This is a genomic window from Natronococcus amylolyticus DSM 10524 (genome assembly GCF_000337675.1).
Classification (GTDB): domain Archaea; phylum Halobacteriota; class Halobacteria; order Halobacteriales; family Natrialbaceae; genus Natronococcus; species Natronococcus amylolyticus.
In genome coordinates, this window is the sequence record NZ_AOIB01000026.1 from 113,918 (window position 1) to 136,379 (window position 22,462).

Genomic DNA, 22,462 nt, shown 5'->3' on the forward strand with positions numbered 1-22,462 from the left:
TTCCCGCGACGAATTTTCGCCGCGTCGTGCCTGTTGTGTTTTCAGAGTTGTCTTGCGACATGGAGTAACAGAGGGAGATTACAATAAAGAATCGTGAACCAAATCGGTTAGGCCATCAGTTCGGCCAGGTCGACCGGCGGCTGGTGATCGAAGTACGCGCTAATGAGTTTGCGCTGGCACGTCCGGAGGTGCTCGTGGAAGGTCGGCTCCGTGATCCCGAGGACCTCGGCGACCTCGCCGCTGTTCGCCCCGCGCGGCCAGTCGAAAAAGCCCGAGAGATACGCGGCCCGCAACACCTCCCGCTGGCGATCTGTCAGGGCATCGTCGAACGCCTCCCTGACCACCGCATCCGAGGGCTCGGTCCGCTCGCGCTCGCGCTGGGCGACGAGTTCGGTTCGGTCGTAGTACTCCTCGAGGCCGTCGACGACCGCACGGACGTCGGCGTCGTAGGGGAGTTCGACGACGAACCGTCCCTCGCCGTCGTCGGCGTCCGCCTCCCGGACGACGCCCCCGTAATCGGCGATGGTTCCGGACACCGACGGCTCCGGGCCGGTCAACCGAAAGACACACTCCTTCCCGTGGTCCGCTACGACGGTCGCCTCGACGTCCGGGTCGTCGCCGACAGTCGAAAGCACCGTCTCGCAGTTTGCACCGCTTATGGTGATGAACGCGGCGACTTCCCCGTCGCCGGTCGGCGAGACCCCCTCGACGGTCAGCTCACAGCCGAGTTCCGCCGACAGCGCCACGTAGCCGATCGACCGATCGCGGGTCAGGAACTCGAGTTCGATAACTGAGTTGGTGACGAGCGCGCGCCGTCGCTCGGCCGCGCTGATCGCGTACGCGACGGTCTCGCCGAGATCGGCGAGCACGGCCTGTTCGTCCTTATCGAAGGCCTCCGGACGCGGCGCGTACACGCAAAGCACCCCGTAGGTCGTTTCGCGATAGCGAAGCGGCACCGCGATCGCCGACCGGAAACCACGCTCCAGGGCCGCCTCGCGCCACGGTTCGAACTCGGGGTCCTCAGCGATGCGCAGTGCGGTCTGAATCTCGCCCGTTCGGATCGCGGTCGCCGCCGTGATGTGATCGCCCCGCTGTGCTTCGACATCGGGACGGTCCTCGAGATACCCCTTTTCGATTCCCGCCCACGCCCGCGGCGTGACGTGGTCGCTTGCGGCACCCTGTTCACCGATCCACGCGAACCGGTACGGTTCCTTTTTGGCCAGGTGGGTGCATACCGCCTCCTCGATTTCTTCGCGGGTCGAGGCCCGAACGAGCGCCTGGTTGACCTCCCGGATGACCGCGTTAATGTGGTTCACCGTTCGCAACTGCTCGGCCTGTTCGGCCAGGGCATGCTGGCGGCGTTTGCGATCCGTTATGTCCCGCCCGATTCCGCTGATCCGAGCGCCCTCCTCGGTGTCGAGCAGCGCGCCCGTGAACTCGTAGGGGATCTCCTCGCCGTCCTTGGTTACGAGATCCGCTTCCGTTCGGACGCTCCCGCTCTCGAGGACCCGTCGGACCGCTGCCTCGATCGCCGCTACGTCCTCGTCGGCGACGAAGTCGGACGGCGACATCGACGCGATTTCGTCACCGTCGTACCCGGTCACCTCGGGCAGCCGGTCGTTCCACTGGAGCAGGTTGCCGTCCGGATCGAAGACGAAAAACAGATCGTTCGACCGTCGGAGTGCCTCCCGAGTGAACTTCGCCTCTCGGGTATCGATCGCGGCTCTGAGCGCAGTCGCGAGATGTGCCACCGTCGCGTTCCGGTCGTCCCCCCAGTGTACGCACCGATCGACTCCGGCCGAGAGCGCTCGTTCTGCCGTCCGGTTGTCCTCGTAGAGGACGATCCACGCGCTGGCCGGGACCTCCCGTTTCTTTTCGGCAATACGCGAATCGACAACGTCGGGGCCACAGACGATACAGTCGATCCGGTCGGCTCGAGTCCCGATCTCGGATAGCTCCGAACGGAGTGTTACGTTGATCCCGCGTTCCCCGTCGAGTCGTTTTCCGAGGGCCTCGACGTCCGGGTTTCTGGATACGAGCGCCGTAGTGATCGTTCGGTGGTCGCGACTGGGTCGACACCCGAGATGACGATCGCCAGTTCGATCGGAACTCTTCACGCTAGCGGATATATATCGGGAAACTGCAAATTCCTTACGATCATTTATTGAAGAATCCGGTACACCCGACTCCTCTGTTCGTTCGGTTTCCCGATGCCACTCACGGGATAAAGAAGGCGGACCCTCCGTAAGCATTTGATCGCGATTCCGCCGTAACCAGGCCGGAGCGAGTCCGGAGGGTTCCACCTACCGTGGCGACTGAAACAATTTACACATTGCCCACGGACAGCGCCCGACGAGTCGAGGAGAACACTTGATATGGGCGAGCGCCTCCCCGCGTTTACCCCATCGCCGCCCGAAACGGTCAACAACCCGGGCAAGAGCGCGGTTCTTCCCACCTCCGCCTACGTCTCGAGCCCGACGACGGTCTTCGTGACGGTCTCGCCGTTCTCCTTCCGCCAGCCGAAGTTGTTGACGCTGACGCCACCACCGTACTCGCCCGCCGGGTCGGGACGGGCGTACTCGACCGGCCCGACCGTGTACGAACCGGTGTCGATCAGCTCGGTCGGCACCTCGACGAAGTACCGCACCGTCCCCTCTTCGACGGTTTCGTCGGCAGTCACGACTTTGCGCTTCCCGTCACTGATCTCGTCGACGCTGACGTCGCCGCCGACGACCTCCCAGTCGCCCGGGATACGGTCGCGGACCCGGACCGGTTCGTCGCTGTCGACGTGGATCCGCACCTGACTGGTCTGGCCCGCCGTGAACAGCGAGCCGTCGGCCTCACGTTCGACGTCGAGATCGATCGGCGTGTCCTCGCCGACGGTCACGTCGTCGTGGGCGATCGCCTGCGTCCCCTCGTTGATCCCGCCGGCGAAGGCCACGCCGTTGCGAGCGACCGCACACCAGTGGAACGGCGTTCCCGTCGAGAGGGCGCCGAGGGCGGCGTCGTCGGGAATATCGGGCCCGACCCGGCTGTACCCGGTCTCCTCGAGCCCGGAGTCGTCGGTGATCTCCAGAAACCGTGTCCCCGCGTGGTAGTGCCCAAGGACGACGGTCCCGTCGGCGTCGATGTCGAGGTTGTGCGCGCTCAGGTTGAAGTCGTCGAACCCCTCGTACTCCTGGTCATCGTCCTCGGCCTCCGCTTCGAAGCCGGGCGTCTCGTCGAACGTCTGCTCGTCCGACTCGAAGAGGATCCAGTAGTCCAGTTCCGTTTGCCCGTTGTCCTCGTACATCTCGAAGGCGGTTCGGGTCGCGGGCTCGACGCCGTCCTCGCGCAGCGTCGACGAGGCCCCCAGATAGACCGGGTCGTCGCGCTCGCCGGCGAGGACGGCGTCGATCGGGTCGGCGTCGACGAGGTAGTAGTGACCGCTCTCGCCGTCGTTGCGGATCCCGTCGTCCTCGTGGCTCGAGGGGTTCTCGTGGCCCGCGACGAAGACGCGCTTGTCGTTCAACAGCGTCGGCGCCGGTACCGTGTGATGGGCGCGGTCCTGTTCGAAGACGCCGAGCTCCTCGATATCTTTGGGATCGCTCACGTCGAGCAGCCGGGTGCCGGCGTTCCAGTTCGCGAGGTAGGCGACGGGCGTTCCGAACCGGGGGTCGTCCTGGACGACGATATCGTGAGCGTAGGCCTCGCCGCCGTCGGTGTCGGTTTCCGTCCCCGGCTGGGCGAGTTCGGCCGAGTAGTTCCACCAGTTGACGAACTCGAGCGTTCCGGCCTCGCGATCGAACTCAAAGACGTTGATGCCGCCGGTGACGCCGTCCTCGCCGTGGGTCGTAAAGACGTACTCCCCGCCGCCGATCTGGTGGTACCAGGCGTTGTGCGGACCGAGGGTCCATACCGACAGCGACGACTGCGTGACGAACTCGGGGTTGCCCGGATCGGAGATGTCGACGACCTCGAGCGCCGCGCCGTCGGCACCACCGGCGTCCGCGTCGTCGTCGTCGAGGTCGAGTTCGGTCTCGTCGAACAGCGCTGTGAACGGCTGCTTCGAGATGAACGCGTACTGCCCGTCGTCCGTGAGCTTGACGTCCATGCAGGCGGCGCCGTCGTTTCGGTTGCCGAAAAAGGAGAGGACGTTGAGTTCGGCCGACTCGAGGGCCGCCTGGCTCTCGGCGCGCGTGAACTGCCCGATATCGAGGACGGCCATCCCCCGACCCGGCGTCTCGTCGCGCGAGGAAAACACCGAGAGCACCGCGATGTCGTCGTGGAGACGTAACTCGGTGAGGCCGCCGTAGTGTGGCTCGTCGGGGGAGCCGGCCATCGACGCCGAGCCGATCTCGCCGAGGCTGTGGTAGCCGACGACGTCGGTGTTGGCGGCGGCGTCGGCGCGGTTCCCGTCGAACTGGTCGCCGTGGGGGCCGTCGGTCGTGTACTTGTGACCGCTCGCGATGCCGCCGACCGCACTGACTCCCAGCGCGCCCGCAGCCGCCGTCAGTACCGCGCGTCTGGTCGTTCCTGTGAGCGTGTCGTTCGAAAGAGTGTCTCGCGGCATGGACTAACAGACGGGAAAAACGATCAACAATCGTTGACCAAATCCATTAGGGGCAATCGTTTGCCGGGAAACACCAACGACCGCTTCGGGGAGTGCGAGACCGCCACTCGAACGGTTATCGGACTCGGTCTTCGAGCCGAAGTCGCAACCAGCTCACACCCTGTCCGTTCAACCACCGGCCGAAGCCGACCACGTGTTTGATGGTATGGATGGCTGTCACGCCCATATCTCGTCGGGCCGATTCTTCTGTCTCCCCCCTGTCGACCGACGAGAGAGCTATTGGTGAATTTATTACCGTTTACGCTGTCGAACCGGCGGGGCTGACGCCGTTTCTGCACGGTGAAACGCTCGAATCGAAACGTTCTGAGGACGGGACGACGCGAGAGCGCAGCTGCGTGCGTTGCAAAAACAAAACATCGGGGCTACCCGGGAGAAGCCATACGCCGCTGATTTCGCCGCTGCTTCGGCTCGGCCGGACCCTTCGGCTCCCGTTCGGCTGCAGTCCCCGAGGGTACCTGGTCAACACTTCGCACTGACGAACGATGATAGTCAATCTCATAACTAACTTGGGTGATGGTATGAGTACAGTTAGCATGAGCGAGACACCACTCGAGTATCAACGGGACGTACTCGAGACCGTCGTCGACGAGGCGGTCAGCGAGGGGATGACGTCGAAGGACGAGGCTCAGCAGCTACGACACCGGGTCGAGTCGCTCGAATCGATGCAGTCGGTCGATCGGCTCTGGGACGATCTCTCCCAGGAGTACGAACTGCTCGAGCCGGCGTGAGCGGCTCGAGGGCAGGAGAGACATCGGTCGTAGGGAACAGCAGACGCGGGCGACCTCGTCGCGGTTCGAAGCGTTTATACTCGGCAGTCCGATAGATCAGGATAACTCGCTGGGTCGCGGGCGCCGGCGGGCACCTGTTCGGTATCGACGCCCACAGGTCGGGATGTGATCCGCGGGGCCGGCCCGCTGGGTTGAACCAGGAAACGCCCGCAGTGATCACGATGGCAAAGAGCTTCTACTCCCACATCAAGGACGCGTGGAAGGACCCCGACGACGGCAAACTCGGTGAACTGCAGTGGCAGCGCAAACAGGAGTGGCGCGACCAGGGTGCGATCGAGCGAATCGATCGTCCGACCCGACTCGACAAGGCCCGCGAACTCGGCTACAAGGCCAAGCAGGGCATTATCGTCACTCGCGTCTCCGTCCGCAAGGGGACGGCCCGAAAACAGCGACACAAGGCTGGTCGCCGAACCAAGCGCCAGGGTGTCAACCGGATCGGCCGGCGCAAGAACATCCAGCGCATCGGTGAGGAACGGGTCTCCCGGAAGTACCCCAACCTGCGGGTGCTCAACAGCTACTGGGTCGGCGAGGACGGCTCGCAGAAATGGTTCGAAGTGATCCTCGTGGATCCCGAACACCCCGCGATCCAGAACGACGACGACCTCAACTGGATCTGCGACGACGCCCACACCAACCGCGCGTTCCGCGGCCTCACGAACGCCGGCAAGGCAAACCGCGGGCTGAACAACCGCGGCAAGGGCGCCGAGAAGGTCCGCCCGTCCAACACGGGCGGCCAGGGCCGCGCGAAGTAACGCCGGCTCGAACCCGATTTTCGATTCTTTGAACGTCGATAGCCACGGCTCTGCGAGCGGGACGAAATCGTCCCACGATCCCCCGCTCGCAGAGCGAGAATCGCCCTACTGCGTGACCGTTCGTGGGGTGTACTTATTTGGGATGATACTGTACACCAAGCCATGGCGAAACGAATCCTCGTTCCGATCGACGACTCGGACCGCTCGACACAGGCCCTCGAGTTCGCGCTCGAGGAACATCCCGAAGCGTCGGTGACGGCACTCCACGTCCTCGATCCGGGCGACTTCTACGCGGCGACGGGGATCGAGGGCGGGGCAATGGCGAACTACGACGAGATCCAGGATCACCACGAGACGCGAGCCGAGAACATCCTCGAGGACGCGGCCGAACACGCGAGTCAGCTCGGCGCGACCATCGAAACGGACAAGATCGTCGGCGGGATCTCCCGGTCGATCGTCGACTACGCCGAGGACAACGAGTTCGACCAGATCGTCGTCGGCAGCCACGGACGAACCGGCGCCAGCCGAATTCTCCTGGGAAGCGTCGCCGAGACCATCGCCAGACGCTCCCCGGTTCCGGTGACGATCGTCCGCTGAAGCCGGCCCTTGCGGCTTCGTGTTCCGGAAACCGCTTGCAGGACGTAGCCGCACCTGTGTCTACGATTTTCACACCGTCGAACATACGAACCATTAGGTCGCGGCCTGGAGAGAGCGTCGTATGGAAGCCGATCCGACTCGCATCGCGATGGTGTGCGTGCAAAACGCCGGCCGCAGCCAGATGGCGACCGTCTACGCCGAGCGTGAGCGCGAGGCCCGCGGGCTCGAGGGTGAGGTCGAGATCGTCTCCGGAGGAACCCACCCCGCCGAGTCGGTCCACGACGTCGTCCGCGAGGCGATGGCCAAGGAAGGGTTCGATCTCTCCGATCGAACGCCACAGGAGGTCTCCGATGCGGAGCTCAAGGCCTGCGACTACGTCGTGACGATGGGGTGTTCGACTCTCGAGCTCGATGCCGACACCGACATCCGGGACTGGGACCTCGAGGATCCTCACGGGAAGGAGCTCGAGCGGGTTCACGAGATCCGCGAGGACGTGCAGGACCGCGTCGAGGCGCTGTTCGACGAGCTCGAGGCCGAGCGAAACGAATAGTTGACCGGAGAGAACGGGCAGTTAGACGGAAACCAGCGAACCGATCGGCGCGTCCGTTCGGTCGCGGGCGCGTTCGATCCCGTCGTCGCCGGCCGCGATGAGCGCGAAGACGCCGGCGACGTCGGCGTCGGCGGTCTCGACGATGTCGAGCAGGAGTTCCTGGGTCTCGCCCGAGCGGATGAGGTCGTCGACGACGAGGACGGACTCGCCCTCATCGATCGCCGCGGCTGGCAGGTAGTAGGTGAGCTCGATCCCCGACTGGAGGCGTTCGCGGGCCTCGATGAACTCCTCGACTGCGGTCTCCTTGGTCTTTTTCGCGTAGGCACAGCGGGTGCCGTAGTAGCTCGCCAGCGCGCTCGCGAGCGTGATCCCGTCGGTCGCGGCGGTCAGGACGACGTCCGGGCGGTCGAACTCGAAGGCGTTGGCGACGACCGGTGCGGCGAGGTCGAGAAACGGCTGGTCGAACACCGTCGCCGTGTTGTCGACGTACCCCTCGTCGTCGACGCTGATTCGGGCGTCCAGTTCGTCGGCCAGCGCCTCGCGGCCGAGGTCGTCGACGACCTCGCGGGCACGCTCGGTGCCGGGCAGGACGTGGCCGTTGACGTACCGGTTGAGGTCGCCCGCGGGAAGACCCGTCTCGGCGGCGAGCTCGTCATAGGTGCGCGTCTCCTTCAACATTCCCAGAACGTCGACCGCCCGAAGCTGGAGGGCGGCCTTCTCGGCGCGGTTCATACTAGTATGCACGATGCTGCAAGTATGGGTATTTCGGTCTGTTTTGGTGTGAGATAAGCCCACAAACATGGTATCCACTGCGGGCGAGCGAGCCGAACGGCTGTCGCGCTCGATCCCGCCAAAACCGCATCGGGGCCGCGTGTCGGTCGGTTCCCGAGATGCCGTCGAGCGCCCGATCAGCCCTGCAGGAAGTCGGGTTCGGAACGCTTCTCCGCGCGCTCGGCCTCAAGGTGCTCCCTGAACTCGTCGATCTCGACGTCGTACTCCTGGTCCTCGAAGCGATCGCGAACCGAGATGTTGCCGTCGTCCTCCTCGTTGTCGCCGACGATGATCTGGTAGGGTACTCGATCGTCGTGGGCCGCGCGGATCTTCCGTTCTAAGGTGCTGTCGCGCTGGTCGACCTCGACGCGGAACTCCTCGAACTCGTTTGCGACGCGGTGGGCGTAGCCGAGGTTATCGTCCGAAATCGGCAGTACGCGGACCTGCTCGGGCGCGAGCCACAGCGGGAACCGGCCCTCGAAGTGCTCGATGAGCATCATGAAGAACCGTTCGTAGCTGCCGTACAGCGCCCGGTGGATCATCACGGGCTGGTGGTGGTCGTTGTCCTTGCCGACGTAATCGAGGTCGAAGCGCTCGGGCATGTTGAAGTCGAGCTGGACCGTGGGGCCGTCCCAGGAGCGCCCGATCGCGTCCTCGAACGCGAAGTCGATCTTCGGCCCGTAGAAGGCGCCGTCGCCCTCCTCGATCTCGTACTCGTGGGCGCGGGCCTCGAGGACTTCCTCGAGTTGGTCCTCGGCGCGGTCCCAGATCTCGTCGCTGCCGACGGACTTCTCGGGTCTCGTTGCCAGCGCCATCTCGTAGTCGAGGTCGAACGTCTCGAGGACCTCCGTGATCATGTCCATGATCTCCTCGACCTCGCTGCGGATCTGGTCGGGGCGGATGAACAGGTGGCCGTCGTCGATCGTAAACGCCCAGACCCGCGAGAGCCCGGAGAGTTCGCCGCGCTGTTCCTTCCGATACACTTTGCCGTTCTCCGCGTAACGAATCGGCAGGTCGCGGTACGACCAGGACTGGTCCTGGAAGATGGCGGCGTGGCCCGGACAGTTCATCGGCTTCAGGCCGAACTCGTCGTCGCCGACGTCGAAGATGAACATGTCGTCGGCGTAGTTCTCGTAGTGGCCCGAGCGGTGCCAGAGATCCGTCTTGAACACGTGGGGCGTCTCGACGTAGTCGTAGCCCGCATCCCCGTTGAGGTCCTCGACGAAGTCCTCCAGCTCCTTCAGCACCGTCTTCCCGGCGGGGTGATACAGCGGCAGTCCGGGGCCGGTGACGTCCTGGATCGAGAACAGGTTCATCTCCGAGCCGATTCGGCGGTGGTCCCGTTTCTCGGCTTCCTCCTTGCGCTCGATGAACTCCTCGAGGTTGCTCTCGTCCTCGAACGCCGTCCCGTAGATGCGCGTCTGCATCTCGTTTTCCTCGTCGCCGCGCCAGTAGGCGCCCGCGATCTCGAGGAGCTTGACGACGCCGATCTCGCCCGTCGAGTCGACGTGGGGACCCGCACAGAGGTCCTCCCACTCGCCCTGTTTGTAGAAGCTCACGGTGTCTCCCTCGTCGGCGAGCTCCTCGAGCAGCTCGAGCTTGTACGGTTCGTCGGCCAGTCGCTGTTCGGCCTCCACGATCGAGACGTCCTCGCGTTCGATCTCGTAGTCCTCGGCGACGATCTCCTCGATCTCGCGTTCTAGCTCCGCAAGGTCGTCCTCGTCGATCTCGAGGTTGTCGAAGTCGTAGTAGAAGCCCTCGTCCGTCGGCGGGCCGATCGCGAGCTTGACCTCCTCGTCGTCGTACAGTCGCTCGACGGCCTGCGCGAGACAATGTGAGGCCGAGTGACGCATCACGCGAAGGTACTCCTCGGAGCCGTCCGTGACGATCTCGAGTTCGGCACCGTCGTAGACGGGTTCCTCCTTGGCGACGAGTTCACCGTCGAGCTTGCCGGCGGCGGTGTCGCTTCCGAGCCCGGGCCCGATCTCGTAGGCGCAGTCCTCGACCGTCGCGCCGGCGTCGACCTCGAGTTCGGATCCGTCTGGCAGTACGACCGCTATCCGTTGCTGTGAATCTGATTCTGACATGGCTGTAATCGGTTGGGGAACTTCGTGAGAAGTTCGGACGGGCGTCCGCGCACGCCGCTCGCCGGTGGATCGACACGCCGAGCGGTAGGTAGTGGTTAGAAGCGGGCGAGAGCCCCTGTAAAGCGGACACCTACCATCGTAGATACGAGTTGTCTCGAGCGGGATAAAAGCGTTGTGATGGTGTGCGCTCGGACCGCACCGGGCCTCGAGCGATCGGTGTCGATGCCCCGCCAACGTCGACAAATCCGCGGACAGTCGTGTGTATTATTAGGTAATATTCGCTAGTTATATCTTCGCTCGAATCGAACTACCGCCGATGGCATTCAGCGACGACCTCCTCGAGCACGGCAGTCACGTCTGGGAGGCACAGCTCGAGCACCCCTTCGTGGTCGAACTCGCCGAGGGAACGCTCGACGAGGACGCGTTCGAACACTGGGTGAAACAGGACTACCGGTACCTACTCGACTACGCGCGGCTGTTCTCGATTGCGGGCGGGAAGGCTCGCGACGAGGCGACGATGACTCACCTGCTGGGCGTCGCCCACCAGGTGCTGGACCACGAGATGAAGCTCCACCGCGAGTTCGCCGCCGACTACGGCATTTCGAGGGAGGAACTCGAGCGCGTCGAGAAGGCACCGACCTGCGTCGCGTACACGAGCTTTCTCGTGCGAACGGCCCACGAGGGCTCGATCGCCGAGATCGCCGGGGCGCTGTACCCCTGCATGCAGGGCTACCTCGACGTCGCCGAGCATATGGACGAAATCGCGTCCGAAGAGCACCGCTACACGCCGTTCATCGAGATGTACACGAGCGACGAGTTCCGGGAGGCGACCGACTGGTGTCGCGAGTTTGTCGATCGCTGCGGCGAACGCTACCCCGGCGAGCACGAGGCGATGCGCGAGGCGTTCCTGACGAGCGCCAAACTCGAGTACCGGTTCTGGGAGATGGCCTACACGCGGGAGGGGTGGGAGCTGTGAGCGACGTCCCCGCCAGCTACGACGAGTACGCCGCTGGCGTCGACGAACCCCGGTTTACCGACTGGCTTCGGGAGCGGTCGGAGCCGGCGTGGACCGACGCGGTGACGCACCCGTTCACCCGCGAACTCGGTGCGGGAACGCTCGAGGAGGACGCCTACGCGACCTACCTCGTGCAGGACTACGCCTTCCTCGAGGCGCTGGTCGGTACCTTCGGCTTCGCGGTCGGCCAGGCGCCGGGGATCGAGGCGAAGCGCCCGCTGATCGAGTTCCTCGAGACCGTTACGAGTACCGAGAACGACTACTTCCAGCGGTCGTTCGACGCGCTGGACGTCCCCGAATCGCGACGGGACGACCCCGCCCGGTCGCCGACTGCGGCCGCGCTGGTCGACCTGCTGGGGCGCGCGGCTCGCGAGGGCGGGTACGCCGAGACGCTGGCCGTGCTGGTCCCTGCGGAGTGGATCTACCGCGAGTGGGCGACCGCGGTCGCGACGGAGTACGGCGATTCCAACACCGAGCCGCCGAGCGACGGGGCCGACCTCCCGTTCTACTACGCCGAGTGGATCGACCTCCACGCGGTGCCCTCGTTCGTCGCGTTCGTCGACGAGCTGCGCGACCAGCTGGATGCGGTCGGAGCAGAGTGCGCGACACGACGACAGGCGCGAGTCGAGCGACTGTTTCGGCGGACGGTAGATCTCGAGGTCGACTTCTTCGACGAGTGCTACGAAGCGGACTCGGGGAGCGGGTAAGACGCTGCCTCGCACGGACCGGTACTCGTTTCCACCTCGACCGTAACGGGTAGCGTATGACAGCCAACGTCGTGCTCTTCGACCTCGACGACACCCTCTACCCGTACGCGCCGTGTCGGGACGCCGGTCTCGAGGCGGCCCGCGAAACAGCCTCCGATCTGGGCTACGACTTCGACGCGACCGCGTTCGACGAGTTCTACCAGACCGGCCGTCGTGAGGTCAAGCGCGAACTCTCCGGCACCGCAGCGACCCACGAACGGTTCATCTACTTCAAGCGCGCGGTGGAAGAACACACCGGCGAGCCCCGGGCTGGCGACGCCCTGGCGCTCGGCGAGGCGTTCTGGGAGGGGTACCTCGAGGAGATGGAACTCTTTCCGGGCGTCGAGGAGACCCTCGAGACCCTCCGGAGTGAGGGGGTGGACGTCGCGATCACGACCAACCTGACGACCCGCATCCAGCTCGCGAAGATCGAGAAGCTTGGGCTTGAGAAGCGAATCGACGTCCTCGTCACCTCGGAGGAGACGGGTCGGGAGAAGCCGGGCTCGGTCATGTTCACCCTGCCGCTGGCGCGGCTGGACCGACGAGTATCGGAGGCGGTTATGGTTGGCGATAACGTCGGCGCCGACGTCGTCGGGGCCAACGCCGTGGGGCTCGAGACGGTGCTGTGGAACGCCGAGCCCGACGAGTCGCTCGAGGGACGGCGAAAACCCGACCACAGGATAGATGCCTTCGGGGAGCTAACGGAGCTGGTACTGTGATCCTCGAGTCCGAGCGCCGACAGGTCGTCGCACACGCCGCCGAGCTGGCCGAGCTGACCCCCGCACGGACGGGGAACCTGAGCGTCCGGGAGGGCACGGACGGCGACGCGTTCGCGATCACGCCGACGGGCGTTCCCTACGACAGCTTCGACGTCGAAGAGACGCCCGTGGTCGGCGTCGACGGCGAGCAGCGCGAGGGCGAGATGACCCCCAGCAGCGAGGTGCCGATGCACAGCGCGATCTACCGCCGCGAGGACGTCGGCGCCATCGTCCACACTCACTCCCCGTGGTCGACGGCGCTTGCGGTCGCCCACCAGCCGCTGCCGCCGATCCACTACATGATCGTCGCGGTCGGCAAGGAGGTTCCCGTCGCCGAGTACGCCCCCTACGGCTCCGATCAGCTGGCCGCAAACATCGTCGAAGCGATGGACGAGGCTGGCTCGACCGCCTCGTTCATCGAGAATCACGGGCTCGTAGTGACGTCGCCCGACCTCGAGACGGCCCTCGAGAACACCCACCACGTCGAGAGTCTGGCTCGACTGTATCTCGAGACGCGTTCGGCTGGTCTCGAGCCCCGACGGCTCTCCGGCGAGCAGTTAGAGACAGTGCTCGAGAAGTTCGAATCCTACGGCCAATAAGTGGCTCCAGCGTGATCAGCCGGCTCGAACGACACCCGACCCCGCCGCCCCTGGGGAACGAGCCGATACTGTGGGAATACCTTTTGTGCTTCCCAGCACTAAGCTCCATCATGAGCAAAACGGCGGAAGCCGACGATCGGGGTCGGATCGTTATTCCCCACGAGATTCGGGAGAAACACGGCAGCCGGTATCGCGTCGTCGAACTCGACAATCGGATCGAGCTGATCCCGCTCGAGGACGATCCGATCGAGGGGCTTCGAGACGCTGTCGGGGGCGCGTTCGAAGGCAACTCTGTCGAAGAGATCAAGCGAGCGTCACGCGAGGCCGCTCGAGAGGACGCCCTCGACGAAGTGACTCGATGATCTACGCCGACACGGACTTCTTTATCGCACTGGTAAAGGACGACGACTGGCTCCAGAGCAACGCGGCGGAGATCGCCGTCGAGAACGAGGGTGACATCTACACGTCGCGTGCGACGCTGCTCGAGTTGCTCGTGATCTCCGACCGCTTCGAGTTCGATCGGATGCGTGCACTCACCTACGCGCTCGAGATCGCGTCGGTTCCCGAAGACGAGGACGTCCTCTTTCAGGCGGCGGACTACATGGACGAACACGGACTCACCGCGTTCGACGCGTATCACGTCGCCTACGCGGGTGACGACGCCATCGCATCGTCGGACAAGGCGTTCGACGACGTCGCAAAAGAACGAATCGCAATCGAAGACCGAGGCTCGGAGTGAGGACGATCCCGTCTTCGTACGGCTCGGTCAGTACCGGCCCGTTCACAGCTCTCTGACGAGAACGAGGTCGTCGACCGACTGTCCGGCGAGGTCGACGGTGCGTTTTTCGTGTCGTTCGAACCCGTGAGCGTCGTAAAACGAGCGGGCGAGATCGTTCTCGGCCATCACCGCCAGCCAGTCACCCTCGTGTCCAGCCTGCCGGAGTTCGCCGAACACCTGCTGTAACAACGTCGTGCCGATTCCCTCGCCCCAGTACGCTGGCAGGACGTAGATTCGGCCGATGATCGCATCGACGGGACCGTTATCGCTCGGTCCGCCCTAGGCGAATCCAACTACATCGTCGTCGATAGCGACGAACATCGGCGCGTCCTCGCGTTCGATAGCGTCCGGGAGTTGTATCTTGCTGTACCACTTCTCGAGCAGCGCTTCGACAGCTTCCTCGCCGATAATCTCGCCGTGAGCCTCGTGCCACGCCCGCCGCGCGACTCGCTGTACTGCACCGGCGTCTTCGGCAACAGCCGTTCGAATTTCCATCGCTGGTTGCGGTAACTGTCGGTCGAACTATACGATTTCCGGTCCAGAAGTCGACACGTGGCCCGGGCGATCACTCCCCCGGCTGAACGCCTCACTCCCGCTCCGCCAGCAGTTCCTCGGCCGTGACGAGCGCCTCCATCTCGAGCCCCGCGTCTTCGACGTTCTCACGACCGCCCTCCTGGCGGTCGACGACGACCAGCGCGCGCTCGACGGTCGCGCCCGCCTCGCGCAGCGCCTCGACGGCCTCGACCAGGCTCGTCCCGGTGGTGACGATGTCCTCGAGGACGACGACCTCCTCGCCCTCCTCGAGACGGCCCTCGACCAGGTTCGACGTGCCGTACTCCTTGCGCTGCTTGCGGACGATCACGTAGGGGGCGCCCGCCGCGACGCTCGTGGCCGCGGCCAGGGGAACCGCGCCGAGGGCGACGCCCGCGAGCTTGTCGTCGGGCTCGAGTCGCTCGGCGAACGCTTCGGCGATCGCCTCGAGACAGTCGGGATCGGTCTCGAAGAGGTACTTGTCGACGTAGTACTCGCTCGTGCCGCCGTGGGAGAGTTCGAACTCGCCGAACTGGACGGCGTCGGCCGCGCGCAGGGCGTCGATGAGCTCCTGGTTCGTCATTGCGAGAAGGGGCGCGTCCCACCGAAATAAGCGGTCTGGTCCCGAGCGCCCGACGGTCCGACTTACCCGCACCGAGTTCCGGTTCGCCGACGGTTTTGTCGGCGGGTATCGTCGGTCGGGGTATGGACCTCGCGATCACGAACGTCCTCGCGCTGACGATGCGCGACGATCGACTGGGAATTCTCGAGGACGCGACGATCGGAATCGACGACGGTCGGCTCGCGTACGTCGGCTCGAGCGACTCGTTCGACGACGAAGCGGAGCGAACGATCGACGGCGACGGCCGCGTCGCGACGCCCGGCCTGGTGAACGTCCACGCCCACACCGACCTGACGCTGCTGCGAGGTGGCGCACAGGACGTCCCCGAGATCGAGTGGATGAACCATGCCCTCGGGCCGCTGTCGGCGGCGATGGAGCCGGAAGACCGCGTCGCGGGCGCCCGGCTGGGCGTGCTCGAGGCGCTTCGCTCGGGCGTGACGACCGTCGGCGAGTACGCCCACGACGTCGAACGGCTCGTCGACGAAGCTCACGAGCCGATGGGTGTCCGCACCGTCGCGACGGAGACGATCAACGCCGTCGACGGGCCGACCGACGATCTGGGTCCGGACGAGCCGTATCCGCTCAGCGAGGAGCAGGGCTGGAGTGGGCTCGAGCGCAACGAGGCCCTGTTCGACGCCTGCGCCGACCGCGAGCGCGTCTCGGCGTTGTACGGGCCGCAGGCGCTGGACATGGTTCCCCAGGAACTGCTCGAGGAGATCCGCGAGCGCGCCGAACGCCACGATCGCGGGATCCACATGCACGTCGCCCAGGGCGAGCGCGAGCAGCGCCAGATCGAAGCCCGGTACGGAACGGGCGAGACGACGGTGAGCGTCCTCGAGGAGCTCGAACTCGTTTCCGACCGATTGCTCGCGGCCCACCTCCACGGTGCGACTAACGAGGAGCGCGCCCGGCTGGCCGATGCGGGCGTCCGGATGGCCGCGAATCCGAGTTCGATCGCGGCGATCGACGGGATCACGCCACCGATCGTCGAGTACCGAAACTCGAGGGGCATCGCGGGCATCGGTACCGACCAGGCGCCCGGACCGGGTGGCCACGACTTCCTCCGGGAGCTCCGGACGACGGCGCTGCTCGCGAAGACCAAGCGAACCGATCCGACGGCGTTTCCGGCCTGGGAGGCCCTTCGTGTCGGCACGATCGAGGGCGCCCGCGCGCTGGGGATCGACGAGGAGGTGGGGTCGCTCGAGGAGGGAAAACGAGCCGATCTCGTCCTGTTCGACCTCGGCCACCCGTCGACGGCCCCCGTCGTCTCCGAACCGCTGCATACGGCCGTGCCGAACCTCGTCTACGGCGCAAACGGGGGCGTCGTCGACACCGTGCTGATCGAGGGCGAGGTCGTCCTCGAGGGCGGAGAGCTTCGGACCGCTGATGAGGGAGAGATCCTCGAGGAGGCGACCGAGCGCGCGACCGACGTGTTCGCTCGAGCCGGTGACGCGTGGCGGGACGCCGACTCGGAACTCGTCGGTGCGGTCGAGGGGGGCAGGCTATAGCAGTAGGTCGTAGCATGATTGCGCCGTTCGGCGTAACATGGCGGCGTGTCGGCGAACTGCGCCTCGCTACGGTCCAGTCAACTCAACGACCAGTAGTGCTCGAGTGTTTTTCTGTGAAAACCACACTCAGTACAGGTTAAGCAGGGAACAGAGAGACAATCGACCCCTCCGGTAGTTGTCAAAAACCGCCTGCTGAATATAGAGAATATATCTACCAGTGAGTTTTCAGAGGGTGGCCCCAGTATCTTTTCCAGAACTCCTCCTGGACGTTTATCGTCGAGTGCCGCGTATCTCGCACCGTTATGCCGTACAGCCAGTGTAACGGAGCAGATCTTTACTACGAAGACCGTAGCGAGGGGCCACCGATCATCTTTCTGCACGGGGTCATGGCGAGCCACCGGTTCTTCGAGTCACAACTGACGGCCCTTTCGACCGAGTATCGAACGCTCGCGATCGATTTCAGGGGGCACGGTCGCTCCGAAAAGGCTGAACTGGGACACACGGTGGCGCAGTATGCCCGTGATTTGCACGCCTTTCTCGACCAGCACGAACTCGACGACGTCGTCTTGATCGGATGGTCGATGGGTGCGCTTGTTTCCTGGGACTACGTCGATCAATTCGGAACTGGCAGGCTTCGAGGACTGGTGGATGTCGATATGGAAGCCACCCGTTTTCAGTGGGACGACTACGACTACGGCATCACCGATCTGGAGGGACTCAAAGCCACGCTCGAACTAGTCCAGCAGGATCAGACGAGTCTCATCGAACGGGGCACGGCGCAAGTCTTCAAGCACCCACCCAGTACCGAGATGAGAATTATGCAGTTCGACGAACTCTCGCGGACGCCCGCACCGATCAAAAGTGCAATCCTCTTCGACGCGCTCACGCGCGATTACCGGGATGTACTTCCCGAAATCGACGTTCCGATGTTGGTGTGTGCCGGCGCAGACGAGAAACGAGGAACCGTCGCGTCTGTTCGTCACGTCACGGAACTCGTTCCAAATAGTCGTTTTGAACTCTTCGAAGACAGTGGCCACTGTCCACTCCTCGAAGAGCCCGAGCGATTCAATCGGGTAGTGAGTCAATTCGTCAACTCATTGTGACCGATACGCGCTCTGTATTCAGCACGGCTCTCTCCATATCTCTATTAGCTGACGGAAGCGTTCGGGCTAGGTTCGCCGCCCTACGTAACGAACCGGTCTCTTCAAATCGGCCCCAACTCAAAACAGCGAAATCGCAGTACAAACTGGCACTACTCGAGCACGGTCTGGGGCCGCTTGAGGTACATCTCCTGGTCGACGACACGCTCGTAGACCTCGTAGAGGGTGTCGATCGCCGCCTCGTCGGGCGCGAACTGGATGTGCACCGCCGATCGGTAGGCCCGACAGGACGTCAGGAAGAAGTACAGCGTCTTGTGGTGTTTCGGTGTCGCGTCGACGACGCCGACCGCCTCGCCCGCGAGGTCGCCCGAGAACTCGTTGAGCATCGCCGCGATGTCGTCGACCAGTTGCTCGTCGGGGCGATACATCGGCGTGCCGAACGTCTGCTCGAGAAACCGCGTCGTCGACTTCAGAAACGGGTTCGAGTCGAGTCCGGTGGGGTCGACCGCGGCGAAGGTGTCGTACAGCTCGAGCAAGGTCCGTAGCTCCTCGCGGGTGACCGCGATCGGCATGACCGGATCGCCCTTGGGAAGCGAGTAGTCCGGGAAGCTGTGGCCCCCGGGGTCCGGGAGCGTCGAGAGCGTGTCGTCGATGCCCATACTCGACCCACGACGCGCGCTCCCTAACCGTTTCCGGGGTCTTCGGCTCGAGCGACGGGATCGGTGCGACGGCTCCTGCTCACAGATTCTGTTTCCCGCGGTTTTCGCTCTCACTCACTTCGTGCTCGCGGGTCGCTTTCGCTCCCCGTCTGCTCGCGGACGCCAAGCGCCCGCTCGCACGGTCCACGGGACCGTTGGTCCCGCGCTACTCGCAGCCGCGATTCTCACTCACTTCGTTCGCTCACGGGTCGCATCCACTCCCCGTTCGCCTCGCGGTTCTCGCTCACATCGTTCGCTCCGAACCGCGCTCGCTCCGAACCGCGCTACTCCGTGCTCACGGGTCGCGTCTGCTCCCCGTTCGCTCCGCGATTCTCACTCACTTCGTTCGTTCCGAATCGCGCTATTCGTCGTACTCCTCGTAGAACCGATCCATCCGTGCGGCCATAACGAAATCCGTCTCCCGGAGCCCGTCGATCTTGTGCGTCCACAGCTCGATCACGACTTCGCCCCACGAGAGATGGATGTCGGGGTGGTGAAACTCCTCCTCTGCGAGCTCGCCCACCTCCTTCGTGAACTCGAGGGCGTCCCGGAAGTCCGCGAACTCGTAGGTGCCCTCGAGGTGGTGTTCGTCGACGACCTCCCAGACGTCCCGGTCGAGGTCCTCGAAGAGGGGGATCAGTTCCTCGCCCTCGAGGGGGTCCTCGTCGCCGGTGCAGGCGGTACACTCTCGATCCGCGAGTTGGCTCTCCGTCATACGCCAACCTACGGGCTCCCCACCCATGTAACTGATCGACACGACCGTTCGGCGCGAGCCGGGCCGTACACAGTTACTGTAATCATTATACACAAATTTTTTATCGCCACTGCACGACCTCCCGGGTAGAGCCCACATGTCCCAGGAGATCTTCGACGAACAGGAGTACGAACGCCGGCTGTCGCGGACCAGAGAACGGCTCCGCGAGGAGAACCTCGACGCGATCGTCGTCTCCGATCCGGCGAACATGAACTACCTCGCGGGGTACGACGGCTGGTCCTTTTACGTCCACCAGGCCGTCGTCGTCACGGCCGAGCGCGACGAACCGATCTGGGTCGGCCGCGAGATGGACGCCGGGGGCGCACGAGCGACGACGTGGCTCGCAGCGGAGAACATCCGATCCTACAGCGACGACCACGTCCACTCGCCCCACGACCTGCATCCGATGGACTACCTCGCGGGCGTCCTCGAGGAACTGGACGTTGCCGACGGCCGGATCGGCCTCGAGATGGACGCCGCCTACTTCACTGCAAAGTCCTACACGCGCCTGCAGCAGAATCTCCCCGAGGCCGAGTTCGAGGACACCACCCTGCTCGTGGGCTGGGTCCGAATCAAGAAATCCGACCGGGAGCTCGAGTACATGCGCCAGGCCGCCGAAATTTCGGAGAACGCGATGCAGGCGGGGATCGACGCGATCGGCGAAGGGGTTCCGGAGTACGAGGTCGCGGCTGAGATCTACGACGCCCTGATTCGAGGTACGGACGAGTTCGGCGGGGATTACCCCTCGATCGTCCCGCTGATGCCCTCGGGCGATCACACCGACACGCCCCACCTCACCTGGACCGACCGCGAGTTCGAGGACGGTGACCCCGTCATCATCGAGCTCTCGGGCTGTCGCCACCGGTATCACTCCCCGCTGGCCCGGACGACGTTCGTCGGCGACCCGCCCGAAGAACTCGAGGAGGCCGCCGACATCGTCGTCGAGGGGATCGAGGCCGCCCTCGAGGTCGCGGAACCCGGCGTCACCTGCGAGGCCGTCGAGGAGGCCTGGCGCGAGACGATCGCCCAGTACGGTATCGAGAAGGAGGATCGGATCGGCTACTCGATGGGACTCGGCTACCCGCCGGACTGGGGCGAGCACACCGCGAGCATCCGGCCCGGCGACGAGACCGTCCTCGAGGAGAACATGACGTTCCACATGATTCCCGGCATCTGGACTGAGGAGATCGGGATGGAGATCAGCGAGACCTTCGTCGTCACCGATGACGGAGTCGAAACACTTGCGGAGTTCCCGCGAAAACTGTTCACAGCGTAAGACTCATGACGACCACACCACCCCAGCAGGACGACGAATCGGGCGAGAGCGACCTCGACTCGGCGCTCGTGACGGCCCGCCGTCAGCTCGAGCGCGCCGCGGCCCACGTCGACGTCGACGACGGCGTCATCGAACGACTCAAACACCCCACGCGAGTCGAGCAGGTCTCGGTACCGCTCGAGCGCGACGACGGCTCCGTCGACGTCTTCACCGGCTACCGCGCCCAGCACGACGACGTTCGCGGCCCGTACAAGGGCGGGCTGCGCTATCACCCGGAGGTCAACGCCGACGAGTGTACCGGGCTCTCGATGTGGATGACCTGGAAGTGCGCCGTGATGGATCTCCCCTTCGGCGGCGGGAAGGGCGGCATCTCGGTCAACCCCAAGTCGCTGAGCAACGACGAGAAGGAACGGCTCACCCGCCGGTTCGCGGAGGAGTTGCGGTACGTGATCGGCCCGACTCGGGACGTTCCGGCGCCCGACATGGGCACCGACGCCCAGACGATGGCCTGGTTCATGGACGCCTACTCGATGCAACAGGGCGAGACGATCCCCGGCGTCGTCACCGGGAAACCGCCCGTCATCGGTGGCAGCTACGGCCGCCAGGAGGCGCCCGGGCGCTCGACGGCGATCGCCGCCCGCGAGGCCATCGATTACTACGACAAGGACCTCGAAGAGACCACGGTCGCAGTACAGGGGTTCGGCAGCGTCGGCGCCAACGCCGCCCGTCTGCTCGACGAGTGGGGCGCCGACGTCGTCGCCGTCAGTGACGTCAACGGCGCGATCTACGACCCCGATGGACTCGATATCGGCGCGATCCCGACTCACGAAGAGGAGCCCGAGGCCGTCCTCGAGCAGGACGCCCCCGAGAGCCTCTCGAACGAAGAGATCCTCGAGCTCGACGTCGACGTGCTGATCCCCGCGGCGATCGGGAACGTCATCACCGCCGACAACGCCGACGACATCGCGGCCGACATCGTCGTCGAGGGGGCGAACGGCCCGACGACGTTCGCTGCCGACACGATCCTCGAGGAGCGCGGCGTCCACGTGATTCCTGACATTCTCGCCAACGCCGGCGGGGTGACGGTGAGCTACTTCGAGTGGCTCCAGGACATCAACCGCCGCAAGTGGAGCCTAGAGGAGGTCAACAAGGAACTCGAGTCGAAGATGCTCGACGCCTGGAAGGAGGTCCGAACCGAGGTCGAGGAGAAGGAGCTGTCGTGGCGGGACGCGGCCTACGTCGTCGCGCTCTCGCGGATCGCAGAGGCGAAGGCGACGCGCGGGCTCTGGCCCTGACTATCGGAAGCAGTCGACGAGCGACCCCGTCGAGACGGGATCCGGCGTCTCCGTCTCGCTCGGAACGGAACCCGACGGTCCCAGCGAGAGACCCGTTCTGACGGCAGCCGTTTCGTCGACGGCGTAGACGGCGCCGCCGTAGCCGTCGGCCGCCGCCCACGGTTCACCGTCTTCATCCACGCCGCTCGGCGTCTCCGTGTACCGCACGCGGACGACGTGGATCTCGTCGTACCAGTCGAACCGCCTGACGTCGTCGAACTCGATCGAGTAGTCGACGATCTGTTCGGGTCGCTCGCGGGAGCAGAGCACGTCGTTCCTGGCGTACGCACGCTCGTGGTCGCGGACGAACGAAACGACGTCGTCCGCACCGAAAGCGGTCGGCGGATCCGGATACGGTTCCGCCTCGGCACCGTCGACCGTCTCGGTGCTGTCGTCGGCTCGTTCGATTTCGACGCTCTCGAGGTCACACACCGGCCGCGACGCCTCCTTGCAATCGAAGCGCTCCGCCAGCGTGTCCTCGGCACCACGTTCGTGCGGGTCTCCCAGCACGCCCGAGGAGACGGCGCCTACGCCGATCATCCCGAGGAGTACACGACGTTTCATAGCGGTGTTCTGACGGAGTCAC

Annotated in this window: 24 protein-coding genes; 14 read left to right on the forward strand and 10 right to left on the reverse strand. The window is 64.8% G+C overall.

Going from position 1 to position 22,462, the window contains the following annotated elements; all coding sequences use genetic code 11:
• Positions 1-107: 107 nt before the first annotated feature.
• Both C491_RS12290 and C491_RS12295 read right to left on the reverse strand, forming a co-directional pair.
• Positions 108-2,117, reverse strand: coding sequence for a bacterio-opsin activator domain-containing protein (locus C491_RS12290; RefSeq protein ID WP_005556691.1), 2,010 nt, complete (start codon positions 2,115-2,117; stop codon positions 108-110).
• 344 nt (positions 2,118-2,461) lie between these two features.
• Positions 2,462-4,552 carry an LVIVD repeat-containing protein gene (locus C491_RS12295; protein ID WP_005556692.1) on the reverse strand — a complete coding sequence of 697 codons (2,091 nt, stop codon included), beginning with the start codon at positions 4,550-4,552 and terminating at the stop codon, positions 2,462-2,464.
• A gap of 593 nt (positions 4,553-5,145) precedes the next feature.
• Here C491_RS12295 and C491_RS12300 point away from each other — a divergent pair.
• From C491_RS12300 to C491_RS12315, 4 genes are all read left to right on the forward strand, one after another.
• Entirely contained in the window at positions 5,146-5,340 is a 195-nt protein-coding gene (locus C491_RS12300; protein ID WP_005556694.1) for a hypothetical protein, read from the forward strand.
• A 221-nt stretch (positions 5,341-5,561) separates the two neighbouring features.
• Positions 5,562-6,152: a 50S ribosomal protein L15e gene (locus tag C491_RS12305; RefSeq protein WP_005556697.1), complete on the forward strand. Its 591-nt coding sequence runs from the start codon at positions 5,562-5,564 to the stop codon at positions 6,150-6,152.
• Positions 6,153-6,314: 162 nt separating this feature from the next.
• Entirely contained in the window at positions 6,315-6,749 is a 435-nt protein-coding gene (locus C491_RS12310) for a universal stress protein (RefSeq protein ID WP_005556699.1), read from the forward strand.
• A 121-nt stretch (positions 6,750-6,870) separates the two neighbouring features.
• Positions 6,871-7,299, forward strand: a complete 429-nt coding sequence (locus C491_RS12315) for an arsenate-mycothiol transferase ArsC (RefSeq protein WP_005556701.1) — start codon at positions 6,871-6,873, stop codon at positions 7,297-7,299.
• Between the two features lie 21 nt (positions 7,300-7,320).
• On the opposite strand, the gene C491_RS12320 is transcribed toward C491_RS12315, so the two are convergent.
• Both C491_RS12320 and thrS read right to left on the reverse strand, forming a co-directional pair.
• Positions 7,321-8,031 carry a phosphoribosyltransferase family protein gene (locus C491_RS12320; protein ID WP_005556703.1) on the reverse strand — a complete coding sequence of 237 codons (711 nt, stop codon included), beginning with the start codon at positions 8,029-8,031 and terminating at the stop codon, positions 7,321-7,323.
• 176 nt (positions 8,032-8,207) lie between these two features.
• Positions 8,208-10,157 (reverse strand): threonine--tRNA ligase, encoded by a 1,950-nt coding sequence (thrS, locus tag C491_RS12325; RefSeq protein WP_005556706.1) that lies wholly within the window; start codon positions 10,155-10,157, stop codon positions 8,208-8,210.
• A 316-nt stretch (positions 10,158-10,473) separates the two neighbouring features.
• Here thrS and tenA point away from each other — a divergent pair, with 316 nt between their 5' ends.
• The 6 genes from tenA to C491_RS12355 all read left to right on the forward strand — a co-directional run bounded on the left by tenA (position 10,474) and on the right by C491_RS12355 (position 14,014).
• Positions 10,474-11,133: a thiaminase II gene (gene tenA, locus C491_RS12330; protein WP_005556707.1), complete on the forward strand. Its 660-nt coding sequence runs from the start codon at positions 10,474-10,476 to the stop codon at positions 11,131-11,133.
• Positions 11,130-11,879: a TenA family protein gene (locus tag C491_RS12335; protein ID WP_005556709.1), complete on the forward strand. Its 750-nt coding sequence runs from the start codon at positions 11,130-11,132 to the stop codon at positions 11,877-11,879. Before tenA ends, C491_RS12335 begins: the two co-directional genes overlap by 4 nt.
• Positions 11,880-11,935: 56 nt before the next feature.
• Positions 11,936-12,637 carry an HAD family hydrolase gene (locus tag C491_RS12340; RefSeq protein WP_005556711.1) on the forward strand — a complete coding sequence of 234 codons (702 nt, stop codon included), beginning with the start codon at positions 11,936-11,938 and terminating at the stop codon, positions 12,635-12,637.
• Entirely contained in the window at positions 12,634-13,275 is a 642-nt protein-coding gene (locus C491_RS12345) for a class II aldolase/adducin family protein (protein ID WP_005556713.1), read from the forward strand. The genes C491_RS12340 and C491_RS12345 overlap by 4 nt, the downstream gene beginning before the upstream one ends.
• A gap of 110 nt (positions 13,276-13,385) precedes the next feature.
• Entirely contained in the window at positions 13,386-13,637 is a 252-nt protein-coding gene (locus C491_RS12350) for an AbrB/MazE/SpoVT family DNA-binding domain-containing protein (protein WP_005556714.1), read from the forward strand.
• Complete coding sequence (locus C491_RS12355; protein WP_005556716.1) at positions 13,634-14,014, forward strand: type II toxin-antitoxin system VapC family toxin; 381 nt, start codon at positions 13,634-13,636, stop codon at positions 14,012-14,014. The genes C491_RS12350 and C491_RS12355 overlap by 4 nt, the downstream gene beginning before the upstream one ends.
• 42 nt (positions 14,015-14,056) lie before the next feature.
• Here C491_RS12355 and C491_RS21515 read toward each other — a convergent pair whose 3' ends face one another.
• From C491_RS21515 to pyrE, 3 genes are all read right to left on the reverse strand, one after another.
• Complete coding sequence (locus tag C491_RS21515) at positions 14,057-14,299, reverse strand: GNAT family N-acetyltransferase (protein ID WP_083909309.1); 243 nt, start codon at positions 14,297-14,299, stop codon at positions 14,057-14,059.
• Between the two features lie 33 nt (positions 14,300-14,332).
• Positions 14,333-14,548: a hypothetical protein gene (locus C491_RS12360; protein ID WP_005556721.1), complete on the reverse strand. Its 216-nt coding sequence runs from the start codon at positions 14,546-14,548 to the stop codon at positions 14,333-14,335.
• A 91-nt stretch (positions 14,549-14,639) separates the two neighbouring features.
• Positions 14,640-15,167 (reverse strand): orotate phosphoribosyltransferase, encoded by a 528-nt coding sequence (pyrE, locus tag C491_RS12365; protein WP_005556723.1) that lies wholly within the window; start codon positions 15,165-15,167, stop codon positions 14,640-14,642.
• A 122-nt stretch (positions 15,168-15,289) separates the two neighbouring features.
• On the opposite strand from pyrE, the gene C491_RS12370 reads away from it, so the two are divergent.
• Both C491_RS12370 and C491_RS12375 read left to right on the forward strand, forming a co-directional pair.
• Positions 15,290-16,714 (forward strand): amidohydrolase family protein, encoded by a 1,425-nt coding sequence (locus tag C491_RS12370; protein WP_005556726.1) that lies wholly within the window; start codon positions 15,290-15,292, stop codon positions 16,712-16,714.
• Between the two features lie 302 nt (positions 16,715-17,016).
• Positions 17,017-17,817 (forward strand): alpha/beta fold hydrolase, encoded by an 801-nt coding sequence (locus C491_RS12375; RefSeq protein ID WP_005556728.1) that lies wholly within the window; start codon positions 17,017-17,019, stop codon positions 17,815-17,817.
• Positions 17,818-17,966: 149 nt separating this feature from the next.
• On the opposite strand, the gene C491_RS12380 is transcribed toward C491_RS12375, so the two are convergent.
• Positions 17,967-18,473, reverse strand: coding sequence for a hypothetical protein (locus C491_RS12380; RefSeq protein ID WP_005556730.1), 507 nt, complete (start codon positions 18,471-18,473; stop codon positions 17,967-17,969).
• 400 nt (positions 18,474-18,873) lie between these two features.
• Positions 18,874-19,227 carry a 4a-hydroxytetrahydrobiopterin dehydratase gene (locus tag C491_RS12385; RefSeq protein ID WP_005556733.1) on the reverse strand — a complete coding sequence of 118 codons (354 nt, stop codon included), beginning with the start codon at positions 19,225-19,227 and terminating at the stop codon, positions 18,874-18,876.
• Between the two features lie 136 nt (positions 19,228-19,363).
• Between C491_RS12385 and C491_RS12390 the strand changes: the two genes are divergently transcribed.
• Together C491_RS12390 and gdhB are read left to right on the forward strand one after the other, a co-directional pair.
• On the forward strand, positions 19,364-20,542 hold the full coding sequence (locus C491_RS12390; RefSeq protein WP_005556735.1) for a M24 family metallopeptidase: 1,179 nt from the start codon (positions 19,364-19,366) through the stop codon (positions 20,540-20,542).
• 5 nt (positions 20,543-20,547) lie between these two features.
• Positions 20,548-21,837, forward strand: a complete 1,290-nt coding sequence (gene gdhB, locus C491_RS12395; RefSeq protein WP_005556737.1) for a glutamate dehydrogenase GdhB — start codon at positions 20,548-20,550, stop codon at positions 21,835-21,837.
• Here the strand turns inward: gdhB and C491_RS12400 are convergent, their stop codons facing one another.
• Positions 21,838-22,440: a hypothetical protein gene (locus C491_RS12400; protein WP_152421314.1), complete on the reverse strand. Its 603-nt coding sequence runs from the start codon at positions 22,438-22,440 to the stop codon at positions 21,838-21,840.
• Between the last annotated feature and the right edge of the window lie 22 nt (positions 22,441-22,462).

What these genes read in the sequence shown, in the direction of transcription:
- C491_RS12305 (WP_005556697.1), top strand. Translation starts at nt 5,562, where the DNA reads ATGGCAAAGAGCTTCTACTCCCACATCAAGGACGCGTGGAAGGACCCC.
- C491_RS12295 (WP_005556692.1), bottom strand. Translation starts at nt 4,552, where the DNA reads ATGCCGCGAGACACTCTTTCGAACGACACGCTCACAGGAACGACCAGA.
- C491_RS12350 (WP_005556714.1), top strand. Translation starts at nt 13,386, where the DNA reads ATGAGCAAAACGGCGGAAGCCGACGATCGGGGTCGGATCGTTATTCCC.
- C491_RS12310 (WP_005556699.1), top strand. Translation starts at nt 6,315, where the DNA reads ATGGCGAAACGAATCCTCGTTCCGATCGACGACTCGGACCGCTCGACA.
- C491_RS12390 (WP_005556735.1), top strand. Translation starts at nt 19,364, where the DNA reads ATGTCCCAGGAGATCTTCGACGAACAGGAGTACGAACGCCGGCTGTCG.
- C491_RS12380 (WP_005556730.1), bottom strand. Translation starts at nt 18,473, where the DNA reads ATGGGCATCGACGACACGCTCTCGACGCTCCCGGACCCCGGGGGCCAC.
- C491_RS12360 (WP_005556721.1), bottom strand. Translation starts at nt 14,548, where the DNA reads ATGGAAATTCGAACGGCTGTTGCCGAAGACGCCGGTGCAGTACAGCGA.
- C491_RS12355 (WP_005556716.1), top strand. Translation starts at nt 13,634, where the DNA reads ATGATCTACGCCGACACGGACTTCTTTATCGCACTGGTAAAGGACGAC.
- gdhB (WP_005556737.1), top strand. Translation starts at nt 20,548, where the DNA reads ATGACGACCACACCACCCCAGCAGGACGACGAATCGGGCGAGAGCGAC.
- C491_RS12370 (WP_005556726.1), top strand. Translation starts at nt 15,290, where the DNA reads ATGGACCTCGCGATCACGAACGTCCTCGCGCTGACGATGCGCGACGAT.
- thrS (WP_005556706.1), bottom strand. Translation starts at nt 10,157, where the DNA reads ATGTCAGAATCAGATTCACAGCAACGGATAGCGGTCGTACTGCCAGAC.
- C491_RS12385 (WP_005556733.1), bottom strand. Translation starts at nt 19,227, where the DNA reads ATGACGGAGAGCCAACTCGCGGATCGAGAGTGTACCGCCTGCACCGGC.
- pyrE (WP_005556723.1), bottom strand. Translation starts at nt 15,167, where the DNA reads ATGACGAACCAGGAGCTCATCGACGCCCTGCGCGCGGCCGACGCCGTC.
- C491_RS12340 (WP_005556711.1), top strand. Translation starts at nt 11,936, where the DNA reads ATGACAGCCAACGTCGTGCTCTTCGACCTCGACGACACCCTCTACCCG.
- C491_RS12320 (WP_005556703.1), bottom strand. Translation starts at nt 8,031, where the DNA reads ATGAACCGCGCCGAGAAGGCCGCCCTCCAGCTTCGGGCGGTCGACGTT.
- tenA (WP_005556707.1), top strand. Translation starts at nt 10,474, where the DNA reads ATGGCATTCAGCGACGACCTCCTCGAGCACGGCAGTCACGTCTGGGAG.
- C491_RS12315 (WP_005556701.1), top strand. Translation starts at nt 6,871, where the DNA reads ATGGAAGCCGATCCGACTCGCATCGCGATGGTGTGCGTGCAAAACGCC.
- C491_RS12375 (WP_005556728.1), top strand. Translation starts at nt 17,017, where the DNA reads ATGCCGTACAGCCAGTGTAACGGAGCAGATCTTTACTACGAAGACCGT.
- C491_RS12300 (WP_005556694.1), top strand. Translation starts at nt 5,146, where the DNA reads ATGAGCGAGACACCACTCGAGTATCAACGGGACGTACTCGAGACCGTC.
- C491_RS12400 (WP_152421314.1), bottom strand. Translation starts at nt 22,440, where the DNA reads ATGAAACGTCGTGTACTCCTCGGGATGATCGGCGTAGGCGCCGTCTCC.